The sequence below is a fragment of the Haloferax sp. Atlit-6N genome (assembly GCF_003383195.1).
GTDB lineage: Archaea > Halobacteriota > Halobacteria > Halobacteriales > Haloferacaceae > Haloferax > Haloferax gibbonsii.
In genome coordinates this window covers 939,453-964,554 of record NZ_QEQJ01000001.1, presented here as the reverse complement: position 1 = coordinate 964,554, position 25,102 = coordinate 939,453, and the positions used below count along the sequence as shown (strand labels likewise).

Below are 25,102 nucleotides of genomic sequence, written 5' to 3'. Positions count from 1 at the left end.
ACGCTCCCACGCTCATAAACGCGCGGGAGGCGGAAGCGACTCACGGACCGCGCCATCGTCGACGCCTGCGGTCGCCCTCCCACGACTGCCCCCGTCTGCGACCGTCGACCGGTTGCGTTTTCCGCGTCGAACCCGAACCGCGAGCGATGACCGACCCCGCCGACCTCACCGTGACTATCGTCGACGGATACGTCGACGAGCCGGCGCACTTCGGCGTGCCGCCGTACATCTCGACGTATCCCAGGTTCACCGCGGGTGCGGTGGTCGACGCGGGCGTCCCCGAGTCCAACGTCGTCTACCACACCATCGACGAACTCCGCGAGGACAGACAGAAGTGGCGCGACGTGGCCGACGCCGACCTCATGATTTACATCGGCGGCATGACCGTCCCCGGCAAGTACGTCGGTGGGACGCCCGCCGAACCCGACGAGGTCCGCGAACTCGCGTGGGTCGCCGAGGGCACCGCGCTCATGGGCGGGCCGATTCGATTCGGCGTCGGCGACGAGAACGCCGGCGGCCAGGACATGGAGCGCAAGAACCTCGACTACGACTTCGTCGCCAAGGGCGACATCGAGGCGGCCGCCTACGACCTCGTCGACTCCGGCCTCGAAGGCTTCGGCAACCGCATGCGCGACAACGAGGAACTCGACCGCTGGGCCGCCACGGGCGCGTTCGTGGTCGAACAGCACCCCAACCACCCCGACCACCTCATCTGCGAGATGGAGACCTCGCGTGGCTGCGCCTACCGCTGTTCGTTCTGCACCGAACCGCTGTACGGCAACCCCGCGTTCCGAACCGCCGATTCCGTCGTCAAGGAGGTCGAGAACCTCTACAACCGCGGCGCGCGGCACTTCCGGCTCGGCCGACAGGCCGACATCCTCGCGTTCGGCGGCGACGGCGAGGCCCCGAACCCCGACGCGCTCCGCCGGCTCTACGGCGGCATCCGTGAGGTCGCCCCCGACCTCGGCACGCTCCACCTCGACAACGTCAACCCCATCACCATCGTCGGCTGGCCCGAGAAGTCCCGCGAGGCGCTCCGCATCATCGCCGAGCACAACACGGCCGGCGACACCGCGGCGTTCGGCCTCGAATCCGCCGACCCCGTGGTCCAAGAGGAGAACAACCTCAACGTCTCCGCCGACGAGTGCTTCGAGGCGGTCAAAATCGTCAACGAGGTCGCCGGCTGGCGGCCCGGCGACGACCCGGCGGACGCGCCGACCCACGGCCCGGACGCCGCGAACCGACTGCCGAAGCTCCTCCCCGGAATCAACCTCCTCCACGGTCTGAAAGGCGAGCGCGAGGAGACGTTCGAGCACAACAAGCGGTTCCTCCAGCGCGTCTACGACGAGGGGCTGATGGTCCGCCGCATCAACATCCGGCAGGTGATGGCGTTCGACGGCACCGACATGTCCGACACGGGTGCCGACATCGCCCGCGACCACAAACAGCTGTTCAAGACGTACAAAAAGGAGGTCCGCGAGGAAATCGACCGCCCGATGCTCCGCCGGGTCGCCCCCGCGGGCACGGTCCTCCCGAACGTCCACCTCGAATACCACCAGGACGGCCGGACGTTCGGCCGCCAGCTCGGGACCTACCCGCTTTTGGTCGGGATTCCGGGCGAGCGCGAGCTCGGGAAGACCATCGACGTGGCCGTCGTCGACCACGGCTACCGCTCCGTCACCGGCGTTCCCTACCCGCTTGACTTCAACGAGGCGTCGATGGACGAACTCACCGCCATCCCCGGCATCGGTCGCTCGACCGCCGGCGACATCGTGGTGAACCGACCCTACGCCGACGCGGCCGACGTGGGTGTCGACGCCGACGTGACGAAGTACGTTCAGTAGCCGACTCAGTTCCCAGAACCAGATTCTTCACGTGCAACCGCGCTCTCTCTGCGCGCCGACAACGGCCGTGCGTTCACTCGCAAGCGTGGTGCGTGATTCACTTGCAGCCGTGGTCTGTCGGTCGCGGGAGAGCGTCCCGTCGAGACGAACGGCGTCGAACCGCGAAAAGAGCGCCGTCAGAAGTCGTCTTCGACGACTTCGCCGACGGCGAAGTTAGACTTGACTTCGGTGATTTCGACCTTCACGCGCTCGCCGACTTCGGTGCCGGGGACGATGATGACGTAGCCGCGTTCGACGCGGGCGATGCCGTCGCCCTGCTTGCCGATGTCCTCGATTTCGACGTAGCGGAGTTCACCGGCTTCGACGGGCGGTTGCGGTTCGGCCGAGGGCGTCGGTCCGGCGTTCGATTCGGACTCGGCGGGCTCGTTCGACTCGCGGGAGATGAGCGCGACGCGGTAGGTCTCGCCGGGTTCGACGGTTCCGGTCTCGACTTCGCGGCGCGGAATTTCGACGACGTATCGGTCGTCCTCGGTGCGAACGTCAGCATTGAACAGACACAGGAGTTTATCTGAGATTTCCACCGTAAGACCTCCAATATGTGGTCAGGCCGGAGTGTTAAAGATGTACCGCAGTCATCGGGATTCGACTACTGAACCCGCGTCCCGTCGGGCCGTTTCGCGCCCTCCGAGTCGTGGACGACCACCTCGCCCGGCCCGGTCTCGACCGGCTCGTAGGCCTCGGTGACTCCCCGCGCCTCGCGTAGCTCTCGGACCGCCCGCTCTTTCAGCGCCCGCGCCAGTTCCTCTGCGTCCTCCCGAGAGATGTCTCGTCCGAGCCCCTCGCACTCGTGGGCGCGGACGACGCCCTCCTCGTCGACGGCCTCGCCCATCGGCTGGCTCGTCCCGCCGAGGGCGACGCTGAACGGGTAGGTCTCGCAGATGAGGGGGCGGTCCTCGTGGACCTGACAGGCCCCCTGCCCCTCGTCGTCTTCCTCGTAGAACCGGCAGTCGCCGCAGGCGCTCGTCTGGAGCGCCCACTCGAACGTCTCGCCCTCGGGGCCGTCGTCGCCCTCGACGAGGCCGTAGGGCATCGGGCGAGCAACGTCCCGCCACTCCATCGGGGTTCCCGACTCGTCGTTCGAGTCGTCTCCGCCGGTCCCATCGCCGTCGGGGTCGGTGGCTCCGCCGGCCTCCTGCAGGGCGCGCACCTCGTCGGGAAAGACGGTCGCGGTGTGCGGTTCGGGGCCGTCGTCGCCCTCGTAGCCCTTGCAGCAGGCCCCGCAGCGCGTGCACTCGAAGCCGATGGACTCGATGGCGTCGGCGAGTTCCGACACGTCGAGGTCGCGGGCGCGGTCCAGTTCGGCGTCGAGGTCCATACCCGCGATGCGGGCGCGAGCCCAAAGAGGGGCGCGGTTTTTCGCGGGAGCGCGAGCCTCGGCCACCCGCGGACCCGGACGCCGACGACGCGCGACCTACCGCGGTTCGACTCGCTTCGCCTCCGGGTCCCACCGGACCCGACGCTCGGCGGCGAGTTTCTCGATGTGCGCGACGACCGTCGCGCGGGCGAGGTCGCGCACGGCGGACACGTCCTTCTCGTAGGCGGCGTCGGTCACGGCGTCCGGCGTCGCGTTCCCGGCCAGCACCGCGTCGAGGACGGCCCGTTCGCGGTCGTTTCGGTGCGCGACGAGCCGTGCCAGCGTCGCCCGCGGGTCCGTGATCTCGGGGCCGTGACCCGGAAGCAGCCGCTCGGGACCGCGCGCGTGGAGTCGCCTGAGCGCGACGAGGTAGGCGCGCACGTCTCCCTCGGGCGCGCCCACGACGACGCTCCCCTCGGCCACCGCGAGGTCGCCGCAGAGCACGCCGTCGCCGGCGACGAAGCTCACGTGGTCGCGGGCGTGCCCCGGCGTGTCGAGCACTTCGACGCCCGCGCCGACGGGGAGAACCGACCCCTCTGCGAACGTTCGGTCCGGTTCGACGCCGGTCGCGTCCGAGAAGGCGCGCTCGCGGCCGCGACGACACCAGACCGTCGCGCCCGTCTCGCGGGCGTAGGCGGCGACCGCGCCGACGTGGTCCGCGTGGGTGTGGGTGACCGCGATGTGGTCGACGCCCTCGCGCGCGACGAGGGAGTCCAGTTCGTCGGTGCGGGCCGCGGGGTCCACGAGCAGCGTGTCGCCGCCGTCGGCGACGAGGTAGGCGTTCGTCGCGCCGGTCGGCGCGCGGGTGGCGACGGGGACGGAGACGCGCGTGACGTGCATGCCGGCGGCTACGCTCGCCGACGGGTTATAGTAGCGTTTGCAAGTCAATGTGCACTCAATCGCACGCTGTCGTGCGATTGGATGTGTAACCAGTGCAAACGCTACTATAGATGGTTCGAGAGAAGTGGTGGCTTGGTCTGCGGGAGTGCGCCCCCGCGGGCGTGTTCTGTCGCGCTATCGGTGGACCGCGTGCTTACGTGTTGAGGAAGTAGACCTGCTTTCGCGCGTCCTTGAAGGAGTAACGCGAGCCGACGAGGTCAGACTCTTCGAGACGGTTGAGCGCGTAGCGGACGGTGCGGTCCGGCAGCAGCGACTCCTCCGCGAGCTGGCCCTGCGAGAGGGGCGCGTCGCTTTCGAGGACTTTTGCGACGAGCTTCGCGCTCGGGGGAAGCTCGCGGAGGCGCTCTCGGAACTCGGATTCCGAGAGCAGGTCTTCAGTATCTGGCTCTGCAGTGGTGGTGCTCATACCCGACACAGTCGGTTGCTCCGTGTTAAGGGTTAGCTACAAGTGTGTGAAAAGAATCCAGACACATAATACACATATTAATATCGTGCGTTTGTTGGAAAATCGCCCGCGAGTAGGCGTCTCACTCCGCGTTTCGCATTCTATCGACCGAAGGAGTGCCGAGTCGATAGCTCCCGAGCGGCGCGTGACACGCCGGGCAGTGGACGACGAGCCACCCCTCGCTGACGTGGCGCGTCAGTTCAGCCGCATCACAGGTCTCACCGCAGTTTCTGCATGTTGGCATATGGCACGATACGCGCTCAGCGGGGGAAAACCTCTCTGTCGTCGCTCGCCGAACCCCGCTTCCGCACCGCGTATCCAGTACCGTTTTAGGCTCCCCCCCGCGAGTATGCGTAGCGTGAAAGGAAAGGAGTGGTACCAGGCCGACGAGGTCGCCCAGGAGTACGACTCGAAGCGGTTCTCCAAGGGCGGTCGCCTCATCGACCGGCGAGAGAAGGAGGCGGTCCTCGCGGCGCTCGGCCCCGTCGAGGACAAGAACGTCCTCGAAATCGCCTGCGGGACCGGCCGGTTCACCGTGATGCTCGCCCAGGAGGGGGCGAACGTCGTCGGACTGGACATCTCGCGGGCGATGATGGTACAGGGGCGGGAGAAGGCCCGCAGAGCGGGCGTCGCCGACCGCATCGAGTTCCTCCGCGGCGACGCCGCGCGGCTGCCCTTCCCGGACGACCACTTCGACGCGGTGTTCGCGATGCGGTTTTTCCACCTCGCGGACACCCCGGCGAAGTTCTTAGCCGAAATGGCTCGCGTCTCGAAACAGCAGGTGTTCTTCGACACGTTCAACGACGGGAGCCTCCGGGTGGCCTACAACTGGCTGCTCCCGATGGGGTCGCGGCTCTACTCGGAAGGCGACGTGCGGCGGCTGCTCGGCGACGCCGGGCTCGACCTCGCCGACGCGAAACACGACTTCGTCATCCCGTTCGGCTTCTACCGGAAGGTCCCCAACGGCATCGCACAGCCGTTCCGTTCGCTGGACCTCGCCGTCGGCGACTCGCCGGTCGGCGACGACCTCGCGTCCGTGTCGTACTGGAACGCGCGGGTCGAGTCGGCCGACGAGCAGTCCCGCGCGGCGACCCGGGCGAGCGACGCCGAGTGAGGCGTTCTCACGGCAGAATTTAACACGATTCTCGATTCACATTTAAGTACGTCCACCGCAACTGTCGGGTATGGATCTCTCGGTTGTGCTCCCGACGCTCAACGGTCGGGACCGGCTCGCCACCAGCCTCGACGCGCTGGCCGAGCACGCCCCCGACGCGGAAGTCGTCGTCGTCAACGGCCCCTCCGCCGACGGCACGACCGGGATGGTGAGAGAGCGCGACGACGTGGACGTGCTGGTCGAAATCTCCGACCGCAACCTCAACGTCGCCCGCAACGCCGGCCTCGAAGTCGCCGGCGGCGACGTGGTCGCGCTCCTCCGATACGACCTCTCCGTGGAGTCGTCGTGGCTGTCGGCGCTCGAAGACGGCATCGCCGACGCCGACGTGGTCACCGGGCCGATGCACCAGACGCTCCGCAACGGCATGACGACGGAATCCCTCGAACGGAACGCCATCGGCGGCCGCACGGTGACGTACTTCAACGGCGGCAACGTCGCGTTCCGCCGCGAGATAATCGACGCCCTCGACGGCTTCGACGAGTACCTCCAGACGGGCGGCGCGCGCGACGCGGCGCACCGACTCGCCGGCTTCGACCGCTCGGTCGCGTGGGCGCCCGAGATGTGCGTCCGCCGCGAGTTCGAGGCCGACGGCGGCATCTCCGAACGCGACTGGGGCTGGAAGTACCGCTCTCTGACCTATCGGCTCGTGAAGAACTACGGCGTCAGGCCGGGGACGGTCAAGCGGACGACGAAACACGCGATTTCGGACGGCGTCGACGCCGCGCTCGGCGTCGTGAAAGGCGACGTGACTCCCTCCGGGTGGGTCGGGACCGGCCGCGACGTGGTCGGCGGCATCGCCACGGGCGTCTCGGACGGGTTGGTCGCCCGCGCCCGCGACCGAACCCGCGCCCGAAACCCCCACGGCCGGTCGAAGCGCGCCGACCGCGCCGTCGCCCGGTACGACTGGCGCTGACTCGTTTTACCGCTCTCCGGGGCCGAGCGCCTCGATGACCCGCGCCGCGTTCTTCGAGAACGCCTTCGCCAGCGCGTCCTCCGACACGTCGAGCGTCAGAATCTCCATGACGCCCACGTTCGGGTGGGTCTCGGGCGCGCCGCTGCCGAACAGCACGCGGTCCGGGTGTTCGAGGAGCGCGCGTTCGAGGACGCTCCGGTAGCGGACGAAACTCGTGTCGAGGTAGAGGTCGTCGTGGTCGTCGAGGAGGTCGATGGCCTCGTCCATCAGTCCGCGGTCGAGCGGGAAGCCGCCGAAACTCGACAGGATGACGGGGAACCGACCGAGCAGCGACTCGGCGACGGCGCTCGGCTCGAACGCCTGTCCGCCCTCGACGAAGACGGGAAGCCCCACGTCCTCCAGCATCGCGAGCGTCTCGTCGTCGGGGAGCCCGTCGACAGCCGGCGCGAGCGAGAACCCGTGGAAACGGTCGTCGTAGGCGTACTGCTCGATGTCGCCGGGGTCGGCGTGGTGGTCCGCCCGCGACGACGTGAGGTTTCGGAGCCGCGCCGAGGCACGACCGCTCGGGTCGCGCGGCCCGTTGATGCGGGCGAACGCCAGAAACGGCCGGTCGACGCTCATCCGCGCGACCGCGTTGTTCGGACGGAGGTAGCTCTCTTCGACCCGCTGTGCGCCCGGCGAGACGACGGCGCGGACGACGCCCGCCTGATGCAGTTCGCGCTCCAGCCGCTCGGGGCTTATCTCCCGCCCGCGCGCCGCAATCGACTGCTCGTCGGGGTCGAGGCGGGCGTTCACGTCCACGACCCTGAACCCGTGTTCCAACTCCAGCATTGTCGAGTCACTCATCGGTGTCCGCCAAATAGGTTGCAGAATCCGCCGTAGTCGTTTCATCGAGTACACAGTACCGACGCGTTCGTTCAGCGTCGCGTGACGTTCATTCCTTCACGACGGTAGGGAGAGACGCTGAAACGCAGTTTTTTGCCCTACTCCACCTATCGTCCACGCGTGTGCCTCATCGTCGAGGTCGTCGCCCCGCTGTCCGCGCTCCCGTTCGGTCCCGCGGCCGAGGAACACGACGTCGAACTGGAGCTGGAACGGTCCGTCCCGACCGCCTCGCAGGCGGCGTCGTTCGTCTGGGTCCGCGGTCCCGACGCGGGGGCGTTCGGAGAGTCGGCGCGGTCGCTTCCGAGCGTCGACGACCTCACGCTCGTCGAATCCGTCTCGGACCGGGCGCTCTACGGCGTCTCGTGGGACGTCTCTCAGGCTCCGATTTTCGACGCGTTAGTGTCCAGAGACGCGGTTCTCTTAGAATGTCTCTCGACCGATGACTCGTGGTGGCTCAAGCTCCGCGTCTCCTCGCACCGCGTGCTGACCGACCTCAGACGCGAGTGGGCGGCCCACGGCATCGACGCCGAGTTCGATCGCATCACGTCCGTCGCGGCCGAGGAAGCGCCGGCGAGCGAGGGACTGACCGACACGCAAGTCGAAGCCCTGCTCCTCGCGCTTGACCGCGGCTACTTCGACGAGCGACGGGACACGTCGCTCGACAAGCTCGGTACGGAGCTCGGAATCTCGCGGCAGGCGGTCGCGGCCCGCCTCAAACGCGCCTATCGAACGCTCGCAGAGCGAATTCGCGACGAGCGACCCCCACAATAACGGGTTACATAATCAACGCACACCAATAGGTACCCGACTACCCATTCGGACTGTATGGACGACCCGCTCGAAGATGGAGCCGGGTCCGTGGTAACCACCTCCGTCGACCGCTACGACGAGGTGGCGGTCGCCATCGCTTCGGCGGTCGCGACTGCCACGGAACTCAGCCCACTCGAACTCCCGCCGCTCTCGGACATCGGTGTCGACCCCGAAGCGCTCGACGTTCTCTTTCGCCTCTCTCACGACCCGTCTCGAAGGTTCTCGTTTCAGTACGCGGGCTATCTCGTCTCGCTGTTCGGCGACGGAACGCTCACCGTCGACACGCTCGACGAGTAGCGAGGCGCGACCGGCCGCCGACCGCGACACGAACCCCATGGCGGCTCCCCGAACCCTGCGACGCCCGCCCCGCGCTCGAATTCGAAAACCGTCGCCCTGTCGTGCGATTTCGTAGCTCGGCCTCGCCGAAACGTATTTATAGAACTGCAATCGTTGATAGCGGTTGAGGTTTCAACATGGCTTCACGAATGCAGCAACCGTTATACATTCTCGCAGAGGGGACGAACCGAACGCACGGCCGCTCCGCGCAGGACTCCAACATCCGCGCCGGAAAGGCGGTCGCCGAAGCCGTACGGACCACACTCGGCCCGCGCGGCATGGACAAGATGCTCGTCGACTCCTCGGGCGAGGTCGTCATCACGAACGACGGCGCGACCATCCTCGAGAAGATGGACATCGAGCACCCCGCCGCGCAGATGATCGTCGAAGTCTCCCAGACCCAAGAGGAGGAAGTCGGCGACGGCACGACCACCGCGGCCGTCCTCACCGGCGAACTCCTCGCGCACGCCGAGGACCTCCTCGACGACGACCTCCACCCGACGGTCATCGTCGAGGGCTACACCGAGGCCGCCCGCATCGCCCAAGAGGCCATCGACGACATGGTCCTCGACGTGACGCTCGACGACGACCTGCTCCGCAAGGTCGCCGAGTCCTCCATGACCGGCAAGGGCACCGGCGACGTGACCGCCGACGTGCTCGCCAAACACGTCGTCAAGGCGGTCCAGATGGTCCACGGCGACGCCGACGGGGCCTTCCACCGCGACGACGTTCGCGTGCTCACCCGCACGGGCGCGTCCTCCTCGGCGACCGAACTCGTCGAGGGCGTCGTCCTCGACAAGGAACCCGTCAACGAGAACATGCCCCGCGCCGTCTCCGACGCGACCGTCGCGGTCCTCGACATGAAACTCGACGTGCGCAAGGGCGAGGTCGACACCGAGTACAACATCACCTCCGTCGAACAACTCACCGCCGCCATCGACGCCGAGGACAGCGAACTCCGCGGCTACGCGAAGGCCCTCAAGGACGCCGGCGTCGACGTGGTGTTCTGCACCAAGTCCATCGACGACCGCGTCGCGGGCTACCTCGCCGACGCGGGCATCCTCGCGTTCAAGAGCGTGAAGAAGTCCGACGCTCGCGCCCTCGCCCGCGCGACCGGCGCGAAGCGCCTCGGCTCGCTGTCCGACCTCGACGAGTCCGACCTCGGTCACGTCGACTCCGTGAGCATCCGCACCTTCGGCGACGACGACCTCGCGTTCGTCGAGGGCGGTTCGGCGGCGAAGGCCGTCACGCTGTTCCTCCGCGGCGGCACCGAACACGTCGTCGACGAACTCGAACGCGCCATCCAAGACGCGGTCGACGTGGTCGTCGCCGCCATCGACAAGGGCGGCGTCGTCCCCGGTGCGGGCGCGACCGAAATCGCCATCGCCGACCGCATCCGCTCGGAGGCCGCCGGCATCGAGGGTCGCAAGCAACTGGCCGTCGAGGCCTACGCCGACGCCATCGAGGCGCTCCCGCGCACCCTCGCCGAGAACACCGGCATGGACCCCATCGACGCGCTCGTCGACCTCCGCTCCCGATACGAAAACGAGGGTATCGCCGGCATCATCTCCACCGGTCGCTCCGGCGAAATCGGTGACCCCGTCGAACAGGGCGTCATCGACCCCGCCGCGGTCAAGCGCGAAGCCATCGAGTCCGCGACCGAGGCCGCGACGATGATCGTCCGCATCGACGACGTCATCGCGGCCAAGTAACCGAACCGCCCGCAGAACACACTCCCCCATCCAACCCATCCTCCGGCGGCGCGCTCCGCCGCCGGGCCACTTCGTGTCGCTTTTTCCGTCTGTCCGCTCTCACACGGCCGCTCCAGAGCCGTGCCGCGGCGCGAGCACATATCAACTGGCCGCTACGTTCTTCAGTCGCGAGCGTCGAACTGCACTCCATGTCCGACGAAGTCGGGCTTCCGGAAGCCGTGTCGATGGCGATCGGTGGAATGGTTGGCGGGGGTATCTTCGCCGTGCTCGGCGTCGTCGCCGGCGCGGCCGGGACCCTCGCGTGGGCGGCGTTCGTCGTCGCCGGCGTGCTCGCGGTCTGTGCCGGTTACTCGCTCCTCCGACTGAACGGCCTGTGCGAGTCGCCGCGGTCGCCCGTCGGCTACGTCGAGCGGTTCACCGACAGCACCACGCTCTCGGGCGTCGTGGGTTGGACCTTCGTCTTCGGCTACGTCGGGACGATGGCGATGTACGCCTACGCCTTCGGCGGCTATTTCGTCGAACTCACCGGCGTCTCGTCGGTCGCGTCGGTCTCGATACAGCCGTTCGTCTCCGCGCTCACCGTCGCCGCGTTCGTGGGCCTCAACGTCTTCGGCGCGCACGCCTCCGGGCGGGCCGAAGACCTCCTCGTCGGACTCAAGGTCGCCATCCTGCTCCTGTTCGGTCTCGGCGGCGTCGCCTACGGCGCGACCCACGGCGGCCTCGGGTTCGGCCTGTCGAACGTCGGTATCGGCCCGCTCGTCGCGGCCGCCGTCTCCTTCGTCGCCTTCGAGGGGTGGGAGCTCCTGCTGTTCGACCAGGAGAACATCGCCGACCCCCGGGAGACGGTCAGAAAGGCGGTTTACATCTCCATCGCGGGCGCGACCGCTCTGTACGTCCTCGTTGCGCTCGTCACGACCAATCTCGCCGGAATCGACGCCATCCAGCGGCACGCCGAGACCGCGCTCGCGGTCGCGGCCCAGCCGTTCCTCGGACAGGCCGGGTTCGTCCTCATCTCGGTCGCGGCGCTGTTCTCCACGGGCAGCGCCATCAACGCCACGCTGTTCAGCTCCGCGCGGCTCTCGAAGCGCCTCGTCGCCGACGACCTGCTCCCGAGTCGGCTCCGCGACGACTCCGCCGACGAGCCGATTCGCCCGCTCGTGACGCTCGGGGTGCTCGCCGCCGGGTTCGCCTTCCTCGGAAGTCTGGACGCCATCAGTTCGTTCGCGTCGCTCGCGTTCATCAGCATCTTCGGCGGCCTCTCGCTTCTCGCGTTCCGGGAGCGCGAGAACCTCCGGACGACCGTGATTCCCGCCGTCGGAACCGTCGGCGCGCTCGGCTCCGCGGTCGCGCTCCTGTGGCACCTGTTCGACGCCGAGCGCGGGACGTTCTGGACCGTCCTCGCGCTCGCGGTGGTCGTCGTCGGCGTCGAGGTGCTCTACTTCGAGCGCGAGGCCATCGCGGACGAGGTCCAGTCCGCGGAGCGGCGCGTGGAAAACGAACTGTAACGTCCGGCGCGCGGCCTCGGATTCGCCACTCAGACCCGCGGTAACCGCCAGTCGTAGCGGAGCGCGAGCAGCCGAACCGAGAAGACGAGCGCGGCGCACAGCCCCGAGGGGACGCCGGTCGGCGCGCCGGCCGCGCGGGCGGCGAGGAACCCGATGCCCCCGACGACCGCGGGCGTCGCGTAGAAGTCGTCGCGGAGGACGACCGGCACGCGCCCGATGAGGATGTCGGCGATTGAGCCGCCGCCGACGGCCGTGATGGTCGCGAGGATGACGACGCCGAACGACGTGACGCCGGCGTCGACGCCGACGAGCGCGCCGGTCGCCGCGAACGCCGACAGCCCGACCGCGTCGGTGGTCAGGAACGCCGGGTGGTCGCGCACGCGGCCCTCTATCGAGTGGATGAGGACGATTGCGAGGCCGACGCCGACGAGCGCGACGCTCATGTCCCACGTCGCCGCGAGCGAGGCCGGCAGCCGGTCGACCAGCACGTCGCGGGTCGTCCCGCCGCCGAGGGCGGTCACGATGCCGAGCACGGAGACGCCGAACACGTCGAGGCCGGCCTCGGCGGCCTTGAGCGCGCCGGCGACCGCGAACGCGAGGAGGCCGACGACGTTCATCACCGCGAAGGGGTCGACCTCGGGGACGACGACGGTGACGGGGACGGCGGCGGAACTGAGTGCGGGGACGGAGGCGAGAGCGCCCATCAGTCGACCCGGAGTTCGACGCGGTCGCCGGGCGCGAGGCCGAACGCCTCGTCGCCGCGGCCGTGGTTCACGTCGCACTCGACGTTGCCGTGGCTGCCGACGGTGAGCAGTCGCTCGCCGCGCGCGACGGCCTCGAAGGTGCGACCGACCGGGACCGACTCGCCGTTTACCGTCGCGCGGTCGCCCGCCGCGTCGCGGACGAACTCGCCCGGGACGTTGGTGATGCAGTTGCCGAAGTCGTCGACGACGAGCACCTCGCCCGTCGCCTCGCGGCCGTCGGCCGAGACGGTCGCCTCGGGGAGGCGGCACTGGGCGAGCGAGTCGACGGGAATCGGTTCGAAGCGGTCGACCGACCCGAGCGCCGACGCGCCCGCGACGTGGGCGTCGGCGGCCGCGGGCGCGAACACGTCCCGCCCGTGGAAGGTCGTCGAGTCGGGGTTCGGAACGTCGATTTCGTAGGCTTCGACCGGTGCGTCGGCGTCGCCGAGGGCGTCGACCACGCGTCTCGCTGGCGGGCGGAGAACGCCGTTGTCGGGGCCGACGAGAACGTGGTCGCCGACGCGGAGGACGACCGCGCGCCGGTCGGTCCCGACGCCGGGGTCGACCACGACGAGGTGGACCGCGGGCGGGAAGTACGGAAGCGTCTCGCGGAGCCAGAAGGCGGCCGCGCGAACGTCCTGCCGCGGGAGGTCGTGGGCCACGTCCACGAGTCGCGCGTCGGTCCGCGAGAGGACGACGCCCTTCATCGCGGCCGGGTACGCCAGCCCGAAGTCGGACGCGAGCGTAATCATCTCAACAGGGGTTCGGGTCGCGGCTCCCGTCGTCGCCGACGCGCTCCGACCCGTCGGTGGCCGTGACGCGCTGGAGGCGCTCGATACCGTCGATTTCGCGGACCACGTCGGCCACCTCGTCGGGGACGAGCGACTCCCAGTCGCGGTCTTCGATCATGCGCTGGCGAACCTCCGTGCCCTCCAGCACCTCGCGGTTGAACATGGGCGACTGGTGGACCTCGACGCCCGCCTCTTTGAACAGTTGGATGACGAGCGGGTTGTTGGAGTACGCCACCTCGAAGGCGGGGGACATCGACTGGACGTGGCTGACCCACACCGAGTTGCGGTCGAGGTCCTCGATGGGGACCGCGTAGGTCGCGATGTCGAAATCCGAGACGGCCTTGTTGACCATCATGATTCGTTCGCCCGCGGTGAACGGGTTCCGCGGCGAGTGCGAGTCGCCCGCGGACCCGATGCCGAGGACGAGCTCGTCGACCTCGGTGGCAATCTCTTCGACCATTCGGTGGTGGCCGTTGTGGTACGGCTGGAACCGGCCGATGTAGAACCCCCGCATGCATCGGGCGTTAGTCCGGATTACTTATAAATACGCCGAGTCACGAGAATTCCGGTATTCTGGTGGTAGGGCCGTCGAAACGCGAGGTTACGGCAAGGTACGCCGGATGCACCCGGGGAGAAAGTATATCAGTCGCAGGGCCTACGTTAGAAGTAGCGACGACAGTTCTATGAGTAACGATACGAACACCGACGACAGCCTCCACGAGCGGGAGGATTCACCCGACGACGCGCCCTCCGAAGAGGGCATCGACGACGGGGGGACGCTCCAGCACGACGAGGCCGAAGAGGTCGACAAGAAGACGATCGACGACCTCGGGAGCGATGTCGAAATCGACGCCGACGTGGCCGAGAACGTGGACGAAGACGACCTCCTCGGTGGTCTCCGGATAGAGACGACCGACGAGATTCCCGTTCCGGACCGCCTCGTCGACCAAGTCATCGGGCAGGAGCACGCCCGCGACGTCATCATGAAGGCGGCCAAGCAGCGCCGCCACGTCATGATGATCGGCTCCCCGGGGACGGGGAAGTCGATGCTCGCCAAGGCGATGTCCGAGCTTCTCCCCCGCGAGGAGCTTCAGGACGTGCTCGTCTACCACAACCCCGACGACGGCAATCGCCCCAAGGTCCGCACGGTCCCCGCGGGCAAGGGTGACCAAATCGTCGAGGCGCACAAAGAGGAAGCACGCAAGCGCAACCAGATGCGCTCGTTCCTCATGTGGATCATCATTGCGGTCGTGCTGGGCTACTCGCTCATCATCGCCCAGCAGGTCCTGCTCGGCATCCTCGCCGCGGGTATCATCTACCTCGCGTTCCGCTACGGCTCGCGCGGTAGCGACGCGATGATTCCGAACCTCATCGTGAACAACGCGGACCAGAAGTCCGCGCCCTTCCAGGACGCGACGGGTGCCCACGCGGGTGCCCTCCTCGGCGACGTCCGCCACGACCCGTTCCAGTCCGGCGGCATGGAGACGCCCAGCCACGACCGCGTCGAACCCGGCGCGATTCACAAGTCGAACAAGGGCGTCCTGTTCGTCGACGAGATAAACACCCTCGACGTGCGCAGCCAGCAGCACCTGATGACGGCCATCCAGGAGGGCGAGTTCTCCATCACGGGCCAGTCCGAGCGCTCCTCGGGCGCGATGGTCCAGACCGAACCCGTCCCGACGGACTTCATCATGATCGCCGCGGGTAACCTCGACGCGATGGAGAACATGCACCCCGCGCTCCGCTCCCGTATCAAGGGGTACGGGTACGAGGTGTACATGGACGACACCATCGAGGACACCCCCGAGATGCGCCGCAAGTACGCGCGCTTCGTGGCCCAGGAGGTCACCAACGACGGCCGGCTCCCGCACTTCACCGAGGAGGCGGTCGAGGAGCTCATCCTCGAAGCCCGCCGCCGCGCCGGCCGCAAGGGCCACCTCACCCTCGAATTCCGTAACCTCGGCGGCCTCGTCCGCGTCGCTGGCGACATCGCCCGCGGCGAGAACGCCGAGCTGACCACCCGCGACCACGTGCTGCAGGCCAAGCGCCGCGCGCGCTCCATCGAGCAGCAGATCGCGGACCAGTACATCGAGCGCCGCAAGGACTACGAGCTCTCGGTCAACGACGGCTTCGTCACCGGCCGCGTCAACGGCCTCGCCGTCATGGGCGAAGACTCCGGCATCATGCTCCCCGTGATGGCCGAAGTCACGCCCTCGCAGGGCCCCGGTCAGGTCATCGCGACCGGCCAGCTCAAGGAGATGGCCGAAGAGTCCGTCCAGAACGTCTCGGCCATCATCAAGAAGTTCTCCAACCAGGACCTCTCGGAGATGGACGTGCACGTGCAGTTCGTCCAGACCGGCCAGCAGGGCGTCGACGGCGACTCCGCGTCCATCACGGTCGCGACCGCCGTCATCTCCGCGCTGGAGGACATCCCCATCGACCAGTCTGTCGCCATGACCGGCTCGCTGTCGGTGCGCGGCGACGTCCTCCCGGTCGGCGGCGTCACCCACAAGATCGAAGCCGCCGCGAAGGCCGGCTGTTCGACGGTCATCATCCCCGCCGCCAACGAGCAGGACGTGATGATCGAAGACGAGTACAAGGAGATGGTCGACATCATCCCCGTCTCGCACATCAGCGAGGTCCTCGACGTCGCCCTCGAAGGCGAACCCGAGAAGGACTCGCTCGTGGACCGCCTCAAGAGCATCACCGGCTCCGCCCTCAACAAGGGCAAGGGCGTCAAGGGGCCGTCCAGCCCCAGCCCGCAGTAACGCCGGATGACCGACTGGGCGGCGTTCGCAGGCTTCACCGGCCTCGTCCTCGCCGTCTTACTCTCTCTCGCGCACCTTTCTCGCGGCGTCCCGCACGCGGAGGGGACCGGCTCCGACGCACTCGACGCGCCCGCCGCTCCGGGCGACGGCGCTTCCGATTCCGACTCCCGAGCGACTGCCGCGGGCGACTCCGTTTCGACCGCTGCCGAGTCGGACGAGACCGACCACTCGGCCGAACTCGACACCGTCTCCCTGGCTTCCTTTTCGGTCGATTCGACCGACGCGTCACCGCGTCCCGAGTCGTCGACGCTCGCGGAGGGCGACGTTGCGGACGACGACGCTGACGTTGACACCGCCCCTGAGTCCGAATCCGAACCCGAGTCCGACACCGACTCCGACCGAGCGACACCCCCCGGCGTCACCGCGGCCCCCGTTTCGGCCGTCTCGGAACGCTCCGGCTCCGCCGAGGACCTCCCGCCGCACCTCCTGCTGGCTAACGTCGCGCTCTCGCAGGCCTTTCTCGGCGGCTTTCTCGGCCTCGGCGCGTGGTACGCGGGCGTGCCGGCCGCGGCGCTCGGCCTCTCCGCCGCCGACCTCCCGACGCAACTCGTCGTCGGCGCCGGACTCGGACTCGCGCTCTACGGGGCCAACCGGGTCGGTTCGACGGTCAGCGAGCGGTTCGGCGTCGCGCCCGACGAGGCGGTCCGCGAGTCGCTGACGCCGCGAACGACCGCGGGCTGGGTGTTCCTGTTCGCGGTCGCGCTTCCGCTCATCGCCGGCTTCGAGGAGTTGCTGTTTCGGGGGGCGCTCGTGGGGGCGGTCGCCGCCGGCTTCGACGTGTCGCCGTGGCTCATGGCGGCGGTGTCGTCGGCCGCCTTCGGCGCGGGTCACGGTGCGCAGGGCCGACTCGGCATCATCGTCACCGGCCTCCTCGGGTTCGTCCTCGCGGCGGCGTTCGTCCTCACCGAGAGCCTGTTGGTCGTGGTCGTCGCCCACTACCTCGTGAACGCGCTGGAGTTCGCCGGCCACGAACTGTTCGGCTGGTAGCGGGCGTCGGACGCGCCGCCGAGTCCCGCCGAACCGCTCGCCGTCGCGGCGGCGGCGCGGGGATGCGTTCAAGTGCCCGCATCACGCGTAGCCAGTATGGATATCGATACGCGGCAGTTGACGCAGGCGGGGCTCATCGGCTATCTGGCGCTCGTCGTCGCGGCGTTCGCCACGGGGAACCCGACGCTCCGACTCGCGGCCGACGCCGCCTTCGGACTGACGGCGATTCTCCTCGGCGTCGTCACGCTCAGGATTCCGGTCGACAGCCGACTCAAGTACGTCGCCGGCGGCGGCTTCGTCCTCGCGGGCATCTCACAGTTCGCCGAACTCGCGACCGGCGTCGGCTCCGTCGGCCTCGCGAGCACGCTGTTCCTCCTCGGCGGTCTGCTCGGCTACCTCGCGCTCCGCCGGGAGACCGACGCGATGCCCTTCTGAATTCCGGCGACTGCGACGGTGACCGCGACGATGACGGCGGTGACCGCGGTTGCGACAACGACCGAAAACTAGATTCCTTCCGACTTCCGGAGCGCCTCGACCACGTCGTCGGGGGCGGCGCTCGGGCCGTCTTTCACGCGGTGGTCGGGGACGACGACCGGAACGGGATTGGCCGCGAGCGCCTCGCGGACGACGCGCTCGGAGTCGTCGTCCTCGGGGTCGAGGCCGGACATGCGGACGAGCAGGGCCACGTCGACGGTGTCTCCTCGCGGGACGTTGCGAAGCGACTCCAGCACGCTCCGCTGGTCGGTCGGGACGGTCAGACCGATGGGGACCGACGAGAGGTCCGTCTCGCCCCGGTCGATGGCGGCCAACACGGCGTCGAGGTGGTCGTGGTCCGACTCGGCGTCCGCCGGCAGCGAGTCCGGAAACGAGACGTTGATGACCTTTCCGCTGACCACGCCGACCTGCACGGGGCGACCGAGCGTGGACGATTCGCGCGCGTAGATTCCCGAGACGGGCATACGTTCGGCTCCCGTCGCCGGACGCTTGACCCTTCCGGCGACGGCGCGCGGTTTCGGGTCCGTCTCCGCGCGCCGCTCGCCCGCGTGCACGCGAGAGACGGTGAGTGTCCCCGACGACGCAAGCCTTATGTACAAATACGTGCGTTAGTGTACATCAATGAACGCTAGTGGAGACGAATTAGCTCCCGACGTGCGCGCCATCTTGGAGGCCGCGCGGGAGCGACCCGGCGGGGAGACGTGCGTGTCGGTCGACGCGCGGTCGTTCCCCGAGGCCGTGGCCGCGACGGAGGCCGCGGGCCGGGTCCCGGTCATCGCCGAGGTGAAGCCCACGAGTCCGACGACCGAGGGCGTCCGCGAGGACGACCCGGTCGAACTGGCCCGCGAGATGGTCGCCGGCGGCGCGACGGCGCTGTCGGTCCTCACAGAGCCCGAGCACTTCGGCGGCTCGGCCGAGTCGCTGCGGCAAATCCGGGAGGCCGTCGACGTGCCCGTCCTCCGCAAGGACTTCATCATGAACGAGGACCAACTTGACGTCGTGGAATCCGACCTCGTGCTCCTCATCGCGCGGTTCGTTGGCAGCGCGGAACAGAGTTCCGCGGGCGATTCGAGCGGGCGAGGCCCGCGAGAACACGATGACCTCTCCGACCTCGTCGAGGCGGCTCGCGACCGCGGCTTCCAGCCGCTCGTGGAGGTCCACACGCGCGAGGAACTCACCGCGGCGCTCGCGGCCGGAGCCGACATCGTCGGCATCAACAACCGCGACCTCGGGAAACTCGAAGTCGACCTCGGCACGTTCGAGGAACTCGCGCCGGAAGCGCCCGACGACGTGCTTCTCGTGGCCGAAAGCGGCGTGAAGACGGTCGAAGACGCGCGGCGGATGCGCGAGGCCGGTGCCGACGCCCTCCTCGTCGGGACCGCCATCATGGACGGCGACGTACGACGGAACACGGAGACACTCACACAATGAGCGCAGACGGCAAATTCGGCGACTACGGCGGACAGTACGTTCCCGAGGCCCTCATGCCGGCCATCGAGGAACTGACCGACGCGTACGAGCGGTACGTCCTCGACAACGAGGACGGCTTCATGGACGACTTCCGCGCGCGACTGCGGGACTTCGGCGGTCGGCCGACGCCGCTTCAGCGCGCGGACCGGCTCTCCGAGCGCTACGACCGCGAGGTCTACCTCAAGCGCGAGGACCTGCTTCACGGCGGCGCGCACAAGCTCAACAACGCGCTCGGGCAGGTCCTACTGGCGAAGTACATGGGCAAAGAGCGCATCATCGCCGAGACCGGCGCGGGCCAGCACGGCACCGCCACGGCGATGGCCTGCGCCCACCTCGATATGCCCTGCGAGATTTACATGGGCGAACGCGACATCAACCGCCAGCGCCCCAACGTCTTCCGGATGAAGCTCAACGGCTCCGAGGTGAACCCCGTCACGGTCGGCCGCGGCACGCTCAAGGAGGCCATCTCCGAGACGATGCGCGACTGGGCGACCAACGTCGAAGACACGCACTACGTCATCGGCTCCGTCGTCGGCCCGCACCCGTTCCCGAGCATGGTCCGCGACTTCCAGTCGGTCATCTCCGAGGAGGCCCGCACGCAGGCCAGAGAGAAACTTGGTCGACTCCCCGACGCCGTCGTCGCCTGCGCGGGCGGCGGCTCGAACACGATGGGCGCGTTCGCCGAGTTCGTCGACGACGAGGAGACCGCGCTCTACGCCGTCGAGGCCGGCGGCTCGACGCTCGAAGTCGACGAGGAAGCCGGCGTCGCGCCCAACTCGGCGTCGCTCACGACCGGGTCGGAGGGCATCCTCCACGGCGCTCGCACCCGGCTCCTCCAGGACCGCGACGGACAGATTATGGAGTCGCACTCGGTGTCGTCCGGGCTCGACTACGCCGGCGTCGGTCCCGAACTCGCGTACCTCGTGGACACCGGTCGCGTCACCGCCGTCAACGTCGACGACGACGAGGCGCTGACCGCGTTCCACCGGCTCTCGCAGATGGAGGGTATCATCCCCGCGCTGGAGTCGGCCCACGCGTTCGGCTACCTCGAATCGGTCGCCGGCCCCGACGCGCCCGACTCGGCGGAGGCGGACGCCCTCGGCGAGTACGTCGTCGTCAACGTCTCCGGCCGCGGCGACAAGGACCTCGAATCGGCCATCGAGGAGACCTACGAGCGCGACATCGACATCGACATCGCGCCGAACATGGACGAGTTCACGGGGGGCCTGTGATGTCGCTCGAAGACGCCTTCGCCGACGGCCCGGCGTTCATCCCGTACCTCGCCGCCGGCGACCCCGACTACGAGTCCTCGCTGAAATACGTCGAGGCGCTCGAACGCGGCGGCGCGGATATCATCGAACTCGGGCTTCCGTTCTCGGAGCCCATCGCCGAGGGGCCGACCATCCAGAACGCGGTGGTTCGGTCGCTCGAAGGTGGCATGACGCCGACGCGCTTCTTCGAGTTCGTCGAGGACCTCGACGTGTCGGTGCCGCTGGTCTGTATGACCTACTACAACCTCATCTACCGCTACGGAGACGACCCCGGCCCGCGGCCGTTCGTCGAGAAGGCGGCCGAGGTCGGAATCGAGGGCTTCGTCGTTCCCGACCTGCCGGCCGAGGAGGCCGGCCCGCTCCGCGAGGCCTGCGACGAGTTCGGCCTCGACCTCGTCTTCATCGTCGCGCCGACGACCCGCGGCGAGCGCCTCGACCGCATGATGGAACAGGTCTCGGGCTACGTCTACGTGCAGGCGCGTCTCGGCACGACGGGCGCGCAGTCGAGCGTCTCCGACCAGACCGGCTCGTCGCTCGAACGACTCGCCGACTACGACGTGCCCAAGGCGGTCGGCTTCGGTATCAGCAGCGGCGACCACGCGGAGCGCATCGTCGCGAGCGGCGCCGACGGCATCATCGTCGGCAGCGCGCTCGTGGACATAGTCGCCGACGGCCACGAGAACGGCGACGACGCCGAGACGGTCGCCGACCGCCTCGAAACGCTCGCCCGCGAACTGAAAGAAGGTGCAGTGGCCGGCGCCTCGCAACGCCCACCGCATCCGGAACGCACATAACCGCTCTGCCACCCTTTCTCATACATGAACACAGACATCGGACTCTCCGCACGACTCGAACGCATCTCCACAGACGGGCGATACCTCATCGTCCCGATGGACCACGGCATCACCCTCGGCCCGGTCACGGGCCTCGTCGACATCGAATCCACCATCGACGGCATCACCCGCGGCGGCGCGGACGCCGTCCTCACGCACAAGGGCACCGCCCCGCGCGTCCACCCGAACAAGAACGGTAAAGGCTACATCGTCCACGTAAACGGCTCGACCGTCATCGGCCCGGACGAAAACGACAAGCGACTCACCGGCACCGTCGAAGACGCCCTCCGCGTCGGTGCCGACGCCGTCTCCTTCCACATCAACGTCGGCTCGAACTACGAGCCCGACCAGATGACCCAGCTCGCCGACCTCTGTTCCCGCGCCGCCGACTTCGGCGTGCCCGTGCTCGCGATGTCCTACGCCCGCGGCCCCGGCATCGACGAACAGGACCCCGAGGCGCTCGCCCACGCCGTCCGCCTCGCCGAGGAAGTCGGTGCCGACGTGGTGAAGACGGCCTACAGCGGTGACGCCGACTCCTTCGGCCGCGTCGTCGAGGCCACGCGCCTGCCGGTCGTCATCGCCGGCGGGAGCCGCGGCACCGACCGCGAGACGGTCGAGATGGTCCGCGGCACGATGGACGCCGGCGCGGCCGGCGTCTCGATGGGCCGTTCCATCTTCCAACACGAGAACCCCGAAGCCATCACCCGCGCCGTGAGCGCCGTCATCCACGCCGACGCCGACGCCGATACGGCTCTCGAACGCGCCGGCCTCGGAATCGAAGCGTAACGCGGCCCTCTTCGGACGACGGTTCTGTTTTCGGCTCCCTTCGGTAGCCAGCCTACAGATAGATACCCGCCGAGCGCGAACCCCGGAACATGCGCGTCACGATGTGGGAGTTCGCGGTCGACGTGGACGAACGACTCCTCGGATGTCCGACCGACTCGCTCCGAACACAGCTCGCCGAGTACGAACGCGGGGAGCGACGCGAGTTCGACGTGGACGTGCGATTTCCCGACTCCTTTACCGGCGACGTGATGCGCGTGATGGCGTCGATTCCGTACGGCGAGACGCGCACCTACGGCGAGGTCGCGGCCGAACTCGACAGCCACGCGGTCGCCGTCGGCCAGGCCTGCGGGCGGAACCCGGTCCCGCTCGTCGTCCCGTGTCACCGCGTCGTCGGCGCGGACTCCCTCGGCGGCTTCTCCGCCGCCGCCGGCGTCGAACTGAAGCGCGCGCTCCTCGACCACGAGCGCGGCGCGGTCCAGACGGGGCTGGACGCGTTCTAACCGATTTCATATCGCCGTAACTGGTTTATCGAGCTTCGATTTGGTCGGGAAACGCCGCGCGGGCTAGTATTTCTCGACGACCCTCGGTCGAACCCAACACAGTTCGACTTCCCGTCCGGCGCTCGCCGAACGGTCCAACTCGGCCCGGATTCGATTGCTCCGTCTTTCTGTGTCGGCGACGGCGTACCGTTCCCGGAACGCGACCCGAGTCACCGGCCCGCTGTCGATGACGGTGACGGCCGTGCGTCTTTCCCACCGCAACCCCCGGAGTTTCGTGCGGAATGTCGGGTGGTGCGTGTACGGTTCCGACCGATTCTGTGCCTGGAGTCAGTACCGCGATAGCCCGGTCGAACTCGCCTCCCAACCCGTCGGAGGTTCGGGCATCACAATCGATTCCGGGCCGTGCAGTCGATTCGTCTCTCGACTGACCGCCGCGGTCGACCTGTCTGACCGCGAAATTTCGTTCCGAACTGCGTCTCAGTCACCGTCCTATCTGAACGACGTTTTGGACTCGACAGCCCCGGTCGAAGTCTTCGATTCGACCGCGGGTTACCCTCCGAACTCGGGCGTAACCACCGTGTGCTCTACGAACCCGTTTTCCGGACCCAACAGCCGGAGTCTCGGACTCGCGTCAGCGCGTTCGAATCGGTCGTGCGACTCCGAATTTCGACCCGGGTTCCCCAAAATAAATCGTATAGCGCGATATAGAATTGCGGGGGCGCGGCCGCACCGACCCCGAGGGACCCGTTCGCCGTCCGTTGATTCATTCGCCACGTTCAAGCCCACCCACCGAGTGAAGTCGATAATGACACGAAGCGTCTGGCTCAAAGCCGACGACGCGGTCGGCGACTGGGAGACGCGGAAGCGACGCATCACGGCCGGACTGGAAGCCGGCGTCGACTGGGTTCTCGTCGACGAGGCCGACGTCGAGAAGGTGCGCGAACTCGGTGACGTCAACATCGCCGCGTTCCGGACCGACGCCGACGTTCACGTGATGGAAGCGGAAGAAGACGACGCGGACCCCGAGGCGCTCGCCGACGCCTATATCGTCGGCAAGGACGGCGAGGGCGACGCGACCGTCGAACTCCCCTCCGATTTCTCCGGTTCTGCCGACCTGACGACGCTCCGCCGCGGCGACGACCTCGCAAACGGGTCGTACGTCCGCATTCTGAGCAAGGACTACGAGGCGTTCGCCGAGGAGGCCGCCCGCGACGGCGACTACACTATCGTCATCGGCGAGGACTGGACCATCATCCCGCTGGAGAACCTCATCGCCCGCATCGGCGACGAGACCGACCTCATCGCTGGCGTCACGACCGCCGAGGAGGCCAAGACCGCCTTCGAGACGCTCGAACTCGGCTCCGACGGCGTCCTCCTCGACAGCGACGACCCAGACGAGATTCGAAAGACCGTCGAGGTCCGCGACGAGGCCGAACGCGAGTCGCTCGACCTCGTCTGGGCCGAGGTCACGGAGGTCGAACGCACGGGCATGGCCGACCGCGTCTGCGTCGACACGGGCACCATCATGGACCACGACGAGGGGATGCTCGTCGGCTCGATGGCTCGCGGCCTTTTCTTTGTCCACGCCGAGACGGCGAAATCCCCGTACGTCGCGTCTCGGCCGTTCAGGGTCAACGCCGGCGCGGTCCACGCCTACGCGCGGACCCCCGACGGCGGCACCGTCTACCTCTCCGAACTCGAAAGCGGCGACGAGGTGCAGCTCATCGACACGAACGGGAACACCCGCGAGGCCATCGTCGGGCGCGTGAAGATAGAAAAGCGACCGATGTTCCGAATCTCCGCCGACTACGAAGGCGACCGCGTCACCACGCTCCTGCAGAACGCCGAGACCATCAAGGTCCACACCCGTGAGGGACGGACCGCGGTCACGGACCTCGAACCCGGCGACGAGATGCTCATCTACTACGAGGACACGGCTCGCCACTTCGGCGAGGCCGTCGAAGAGAGCATCATCGAGAAGTAATTCCGGAGAACCGTTTTTTCGGGGCGGACCGCCGACGCGAGCGCCTTATCCTTCGACCGTGTACCACTCGAGTTCCGTCGCACACCACGGACAGAAGTCGAGGTTTCGGTCGAGTTCGCCGCCGCAGACCGGACAGGTCGGCTCGCCGTTCGCGTTGCGGCCGCGGGGGCGAATCCCGACGCGGTAGGCGTCGAACGCGCTCAGGAACAGCAGTCCGAGGACGGGAATCAGCACCTCTCTCGGAACCGAGTCCACGGTCACGGTCGCCGGGTCGGCGAACGTCGAGAGCAACACCAGCCCCGCGCCGACGACGAAGGTGAACCACGCAATCGCGCGTCGCCACTCGCGGAGGTAGACGTGGCCCGCCCCGGCGATTCCGAGCGAGGCACCAACCACGCCGACGAGGGCTGCGACGAACGCGCGACGACGAGCATCGGGCATTGTTCGTTGGCGTCGTCGTCCGCACTCTTAAACGT

At 68.1% G+C, this 25,102-nt stretch carries 27 protein-coding genes; 16 read left to right on the top strand and 11 right to left on the bottom strand.

Features of this window, described 5'->3' with window-relative positions; all coding sequences use genetic code 11:
- Nucleotides 1-146 precede the first annotated feature (146 nt).
- Nucleotides 147-1,844, top strand: coding sequence for a radical SAM protein (locus DEQ92_RS04945; RefSeq protein WP_004972713.1), 1,698 nt, complete (start codon nucleotides 147-149; stop codon nucleotides 1,842-1,844).
- A gap of 176 nt (nucleotides 1,845-2,020) precedes the next feature.
- Here the strand turns inward: DEQ92_RS04945 and DEQ92_RS04940 are convergent, their stop codons facing one another.
- The 5 genes from DEQ92_RS04940 to DEQ92_RS23750 form a co-directional block, all read right to left on the bottom strand.
- Nucleotides 2,021-2,425 carry a TRAM domain-containing protein gene (locus DEQ92_RS04940; RefSeq protein WP_004972711.1) on the bottom strand — a complete coding sequence of 135 codons (405 nt, stop codon included), beginning with the start codon at nucleotides 2,423-2,425 and terminating at the stop codon, nucleotides 2,021-2,023.
- 65 nt (nucleotides 2,426-2,490) lie between these two features.
- Nucleotides 2,491-3,219 carry a YkgJ family cysteine cluster protein gene (locus DEQ92_RS04935; protein WP_115804622.1) on the bottom strand — a complete coding sequence of 243 codons (729 nt, stop codon included), beginning with the start codon at nucleotides 3,217-3,219 and terminating at the stop codon, nucleotides 2,491-2,493.
- Between the two features lie 96 nt (nucleotides 3,220-3,315).
- Nucleotides 3,316-4,098 (bottom strand): MBL fold metallo-hydrolase, encoded by a 783-nt coding sequence (locus DEQ92_RS04930; protein WP_004972707.1) that lies wholly within the window; start codon nucleotides 4,096-4,098, stop codon nucleotides 3,316-3,318.
- Between the two features lie 193 nt (nucleotides 4,099-4,291).
- The gene (locus tag DEQ92_RS04925; RefSeq protein ID WP_004972706.1) at nucleotides 4,292-4,564 is read right to left on the bottom strand and encodes a winged helix-turn-helix domain-containing protein; all 273 of its coding nucleotides are present in this window, start codon (nucleotides 4,562-4,564) and stop codon (nucleotides 4,292-4,294) included.
- 121 nt (nucleotides 4,565-4,685) lie between these two features.
- Nucleotides 4,686-4,847: a hypothetical protein gene (locus DEQ92_RS23750; RefSeq protein ID WP_004972703.1), complete on the bottom strand. Its 162-nt coding sequence runs from the start codon at nucleotides 4,845-4,847 to the stop codon at nucleotides 4,686-4,688.
- Nucleotides 4,848-4,961: 114 nt separating this feature from the next.
- On the opposite strand from DEQ92_RS23750, the gene DEQ92_RS04920 reads away from it, so the two are divergent.
- Together DEQ92_RS04920 and DEQ92_RS04915 are read left to right on the top strand one after the other, a co-directional pair.
- Nucleotides 4,962-5,717 carry a class I SAM-dependent methyltransferase gene (locus tag DEQ92_RS04920; RefSeq protein WP_004972701.1) on the top strand — a complete coding sequence of 252 codons (756 nt, stop codon included), beginning with the start codon at nucleotides 4,962-4,964 and terminating at the stop codon, nucleotides 5,715-5,717.
- Nucleotides 5,718-5,787: 70 nt separating this feature from the next.
- A complete protein-coding gene (locus DEQ92_RS04915; RefSeq protein WP_004972699.1) occupies nucleotides 5,788-6,690 on the top strand; it encodes a glycosyltransferase family 2 protein in 903 nt (300 codons plus the stop codon).
- Nucleotides 6,691-6,696: 6 nt separating this feature from the next.
- Here the strand turns inward: DEQ92_RS04915 and DEQ92_RS04910 are convergent, their stop codons facing one another.
- Nucleotides 6,697-7,521, bottom strand: a complete 825-nt coding sequence (locus DEQ92_RS04910) for an amidohydrolase family protein (RefSeq protein ID WP_004972697.1) — start codon at nucleotides 7,519-7,521, stop codon at nucleotides 6,697-6,699.
- Nucleotides 7,522-7,695: 174 nt separating this feature from the next.
- Here DEQ92_RS04910 and DEQ92_RS04905 point away from each other — a divergent pair, with 174 nt between their 5' ends.
- The 4 genes from DEQ92_RS04905 (at nucleotide 7,696) to DEQ92_RS04890 (ending at nucleotide 11,938) form a co-directional block, all read left to right on the top strand.
- A complete protein-coding gene (locus DEQ92_RS04905) occupies nucleotides 7,696-8,346 on the top strand; it encodes a helix-turn-helix domain-containing protein (RefSeq protein WP_115820481.1) in 651 nt (216 codons plus the stop codon).
- Nucleotides 8,347-8,400: 54 nt separating this feature from the next.
- Complete coding sequence (locus DEQ92_RS04900; RefSeq protein ID WP_004972693.1) at nucleotides 8,401-8,682, top strand: HalOD1 output domain-containing protein; 282 nt, start codon at nucleotides 8,401-8,403, stop codon at nucleotides 8,680-8,682.
- 188 nt (nucleotides 8,683-8,870) lie between these two features.
- On the top strand, nucleotides 8,871-10,433 hold the full coding sequence (thsA, locus tag DEQ92_RS04895; RefSeq protein ID WP_004972691.1) for a thermosome subunit alpha: 1,563 nt from the start codon (nucleotides 8,871-8,873) through the stop codon (nucleotides 10,431-10,433).
- 188 nt (nucleotides 10,434-10,621) lie between these two features.
- Nucleotides 10,622-11,938: an APC family permease gene (locus tag DEQ92_RS04890; RefSeq protein WP_050458749.1), complete on the top strand. Its 1,317-nt coding sequence runs from the start codon at nucleotides 10,622-10,624 to the stop codon at nucleotides 11,936-11,938.
- Nucleotides 11,939-11,967: 29 nt separating this feature from the next.
- Here DEQ92_RS04890 and DEQ92_RS04885 read toward each other — a convergent pair whose 3' ends face one another.
- The 3 genes from DEQ92_RS04885 to DEQ92_RS04875 are packed head-to-tail and all read right to left on the bottom strand — an operon-like array spanning nucleotide 11,968 to nucleotide 13,986.
- On the bottom strand, nucleotides 11,968-12,642 hold the full coding sequence (locus DEQ92_RS04885; protein WP_004972685.1) for a trimeric intracellular cation channel family protein: 675 nt from the start codon (nucleotides 12,640-12,642) through the stop codon (nucleotides 11,968-11,970).
- Nucleotides 12,642-13,433: an S-adenosyl-l-methionine hydroxide adenosyltransferase family protein gene (locus DEQ92_RS04880; RefSeq protein WP_115804626.1), complete on the bottom strand. Its 792-nt coding sequence runs from the start codon at nucleotides 13,431-13,433 to the stop codon at nucleotides 12,642-12,644. Before DEQ92_RS04880 ends, DEQ92_RS04885 begins: the two co-directional genes overlap by 1 nt.
- A 1-nt stretch (nucleotide 13,434) precedes the next feature.
- On the bottom strand, nucleotides 13,435-13,986 hold the full coding sequence (locus DEQ92_RS04875) for a nicotinamide-nucleotide adenylyltransferase (RefSeq protein WP_004972681.1): 552 nt from the start codon (nucleotides 13,984-13,986) through the stop codon (nucleotides 13,435-13,437).
- A 169-nt stretch (nucleotides 13,987-14,155) separates the two neighbouring features.
- Between DEQ92_RS04875 and lonB the strand changes: the two genes are divergently transcribed.
- From lonB to DEQ92_RS04860, 3 genes are all read left to right on the top strand, one after another.
- Nucleotides 14,156-16,240: an ATP-dependent protease LonB gene (lonB, locus tag DEQ92_RS04870; RefSeq protein ID WP_004972677.1), complete on the top strand. Its 2,085-nt coding sequence runs from the start codon at nucleotides 14,156-14,158 to the stop codon at nucleotides 16,238-16,240.
- A gap of 6 nt (nucleotides 16,241-16,246) precedes the next feature.
- Nucleotides 16,247-17,287: a CPBP family intramembrane glutamic endopeptidase gene (locus DEQ92_RS04865; protein WP_115804627.1), complete on the top strand. Its 1,041-nt coding sequence runs from the start codon at nucleotides 16,247-16,249 to the stop codon at nucleotides 17,285-17,287.
- A gap of 96 nt (nucleotides 17,288-17,383) precedes the next feature.
- Nucleotides 17,384-17,722, top strand: a complete 339-nt coding sequence (locus tag DEQ92_RS04860; RefSeq protein WP_004972673.1) for a hypothetical protein — start codon at nucleotides 17,384-17,386, stop codon at nucleotides 17,720-17,722.
- 68 nt (nucleotides 17,723-17,790) lie between these two features.
- On the opposite strand, the gene DEQ92_RS04855 is transcribed toward DEQ92_RS04860, so the two are convergent.
- Nucleotides 17,791-18,246, bottom strand: coding sequence for an MGMT family protein (locus tag DEQ92_RS04855; RefSeq protein WP_049905008.1), 456 nt, complete (start codon nucleotides 18,244-18,246; stop codon nucleotides 17,791-17,793).
- 157 nt (nucleotides 18,247-18,403) lie between these two features.
- Between DEQ92_RS04855 and trpC the strand changes: the two genes are divergently transcribed.
- The 6 genes from trpC (at nucleotide 18,404) to DEQ92_RS04825 (ending at nucleotide 24,626) form a co-directional block, all read left to right on the top strand.
- Complete coding sequence (trpC, locus tag DEQ92_RS04850; RefSeq protein WP_115804628.1) at nucleotides 18,404-19,213, top strand: indole-3-glycerol phosphate synthase; 810 nt, start codon at nucleotides 18,404-18,406, stop codon at nucleotides 19,211-19,213.
- Complete coding sequence (gene trpB, locus DEQ92_RS04845; RefSeq protein ID WP_115820480.1) at nucleotides 19,210-20,484, top strand: tryptophan synthase subunit beta; 1,275 nt, start codon at nucleotides 19,210-19,212, stop codon at nucleotides 20,482-20,484. The genes trpC and trpB overlap by 4 nt, the downstream gene beginning before the upstream one ends.
- Nucleotides 20,484-21,317, top strand: coding sequence for a tryptophan synthase subunit alpha (gene trpA, locus DEQ92_RS04840; protein ID WP_050458757.1), 834 nt, complete (start codon nucleotides 20,484-20,486; stop codon nucleotides 21,315-21,317). Before trpB ends, trpA begins: the two co-directional genes overlap by 1 nt.
- Nucleotides 21,318-21,341: 24 nt before the next feature.
- A complete protein-coding gene (locus tag DEQ92_RS04835; protein ID WP_115820479.1) occupies nucleotides 21,342-22,142 on the top strand; it encodes a 2-amino-3,7-dideoxy-D-threo-hept-6-ulosonate synthase in 801 nt (266 codons plus the stop codon).
- A gap of 89 nt (nucleotides 22,143-22,231) precedes the next feature.
- Complete coding sequence (locus tag DEQ92_RS04830; RefSeq protein ID WP_004972659.1) at nucleotides 22,232-22,642, top strand: methylated-DNA--[protein]-cysteine S-methyltransferase; 411 nt, start codon at nucleotides 22,232-22,234, stop codon at nucleotides 22,640-22,642.
- Between the two features lie 805 nt (nucleotides 22,643-23,447).
- Nucleotides 23,448-24,626, top strand: a complete 1,179-nt coding sequence (locus DEQ92_RS04825; protein ID WP_004972657.1) for a 3-dehydroquinate synthase II — start codon at nucleotides 23,448-23,450, stop codon at nucleotides 24,624-24,626.
- A gap of 45 nt (nucleotides 24,627-24,671) precedes the next feature.
- Here the strand turns inward: DEQ92_RS04825 and DEQ92_RS04820 are convergent, their stop codons facing one another.
- Nucleotides 24,672-25,067 (bottom strand): hypothetical protein, encoded by a 396-nt coding sequence (locus DEQ92_RS04820; protein ID WP_004972655.1) that lies wholly within the window; start codon nucleotides 25,065-25,067, stop codon nucleotides 24,672-24,674.
- Nucleotides 25,068-25,102 lie beyond the last annotated feature (35 nt).

Excerpts from the sequence above, each read along its gene's own strand:
- DEQ92_RS04945 (WP_004972713.1), top strand. The coding sequence starts at position 147 with ATGACCGACCCCGCCGACCTCACCGTGACTATCGTCGACGGATACGTC.
- DEQ92_RS04935 (WP_115804622.1), bottom strand. The coding sequence starts at position 3,219 with ATGGACCTCGACGCCGAACTGGACCGCGCCCGCGACCTCGACGTGTCG.
- DEQ92_RS04930 (WP_004972707.1), bottom strand. The coding sequence starts at position 4,098 with ATGCACGTCACGCGCGTCTCCGTCCCCGTCGCCACCCGCGCGCCGACC.
- DEQ92_RS04925 (WP_004972706.1), bottom strand. The coding sequence starts at position 4,564 with ATGAGCACCACCACTGCAGAGCCAGATACTGAAGACCTGCTCTCGGAA.
- DEQ92_RS23750 (WP_004972703.1), bottom strand. The coding sequence starts at position 4,847 with ATGCCAACATGCAGAAACTGCGGTGAGACCTGTGATGCGGCTGAACTG.
- DEQ92_RS04915 (WP_004972699.1), top strand. The coding sequence starts at position 5,788 with ATGGATCTCTCGGTTGTGCTCCCGACGCTCAACGGTCGGGACCGGCTC.
- DEQ92_RS04910 (WP_004972697.1), bottom strand. The coding sequence starts at position 7,521 with ATGCTGGAGTTGGAACACGGGTTCAGGGTCGTGGACGTGAACGCCCGC.
- DEQ92_RS04900 (WP_004972693.1), top strand. The coding sequence starts at position 8,401 with ATGGACGACCCGCTCGAAGATGGAGCCGGGTCCGTGGTAACCACCTCC.
- thsA (WP_004972691.1), top strand. The coding sequence starts at position 8,871 with ATGCAGCAACCGTTATACATTCTCGCAGAGGGGACGAACCGAACGCAC.
- DEQ92_RS04890 (WP_050458749.1), top strand. The coding sequence starts at position 10,622 with ATGTCCGACGAAGTCGGGCTTCCGGAAGCCGTGTCGATGGCGATCGGT.
- DEQ92_RS04885 (WP_004972685.1), bottom strand. The coding sequence starts at position 12,642 with ATGGGCGCTCTCGCCTCCGTCCCCGCACTCAGTTCCGCCGCCGTCCCC.
- DEQ92_RS04880 (WP_115804626.1), bottom strand. The coding sequence starts at position 13,433 with ATGATTACGCTCGCGTCCGACTTCGGGCTGGCGTACCCGGCCGCGATG.
- DEQ92_RS04875 (WP_004972681.1), bottom strand. The coding sequence starts at position 13,986 with ATGCGGGGGTTCTACATCGGCCGGTTCCAGCCGTACCACAACGGCCAC.
- lonB (WP_004972677.1), top strand. The coding sequence starts at position 14,156 with ATGAGTAACGATACGAACACCGACGACAGCCTCCACGAGCGGGAGGAT.
- DEQ92_RS04865 (WP_115804627.1), top strand. The coding sequence starts at position 16,247 with ATGACCGACTGGGCGGCGTTCGCAGGCTTCACCGGCCTCGTCCTCGCC.
- DEQ92_RS04860 (WP_004972673.1), top strand. The coding sequence starts at position 17,384 with ATGGATATCGATACGCGGCAGTTGACGCAGGCGGGGCTCATCGGCTAT.
- DEQ92_RS04855 (WP_049905008.1), bottom strand. The coding sequence starts at position 18,246 with ATGCCCGTCTCGGGAATCTACGCGCGCGAATCGTCCACGCTCGGTCGC.
- trpC (WP_115804628.1), top strand. The coding sequence starts at position 18,404 with ATGAACGCTAGTGGAGACGAATTAGCTCCCGACGTGCGCGCCATCTTG.
- trpB (WP_115820480.1), top strand. The coding sequence starts at position 19,210 with ATGAGCGCAGACGGCAAATTCGGCGACTACGGCGGACAGTACGTTCCC.
- trpA (WP_050458757.1), top strand. The coding sequence starts at position 20,484 with ATGTCGCTCGAAGACGCCTTCGCCGACGGCCCGGCGTTCATCCCGTAC.
- DEQ92_RS04835 (WP_115820479.1), top strand. The coding sequence starts at position 21,342 with ATGAACACAGACATCGGACTCTCCGCACGACTCGAACGCATCTCCACA.
- DEQ92_RS04830 (WP_004972659.1), top strand. The coding sequence starts at position 22,232 with ATGCGCGTCACGATGTGGGAGTTCGCGGTCGACGTGGACGAACGACTC.
- DEQ92_RS04825 (WP_004972657.1), top strand. The coding sequence starts at position 23,448 with ATGACACGAAGCGTCTGGCTCAAAGCCGACGACGCGGTCGGCGACTGG.
- DEQ92_RS04820 (WP_004972655.1), bottom strand. The coding sequence starts at position 25,067 with ATGCCCGATGCTCGTCGTCGCGCGTTCGTCGCAGCCCTCGTCGGCGTG.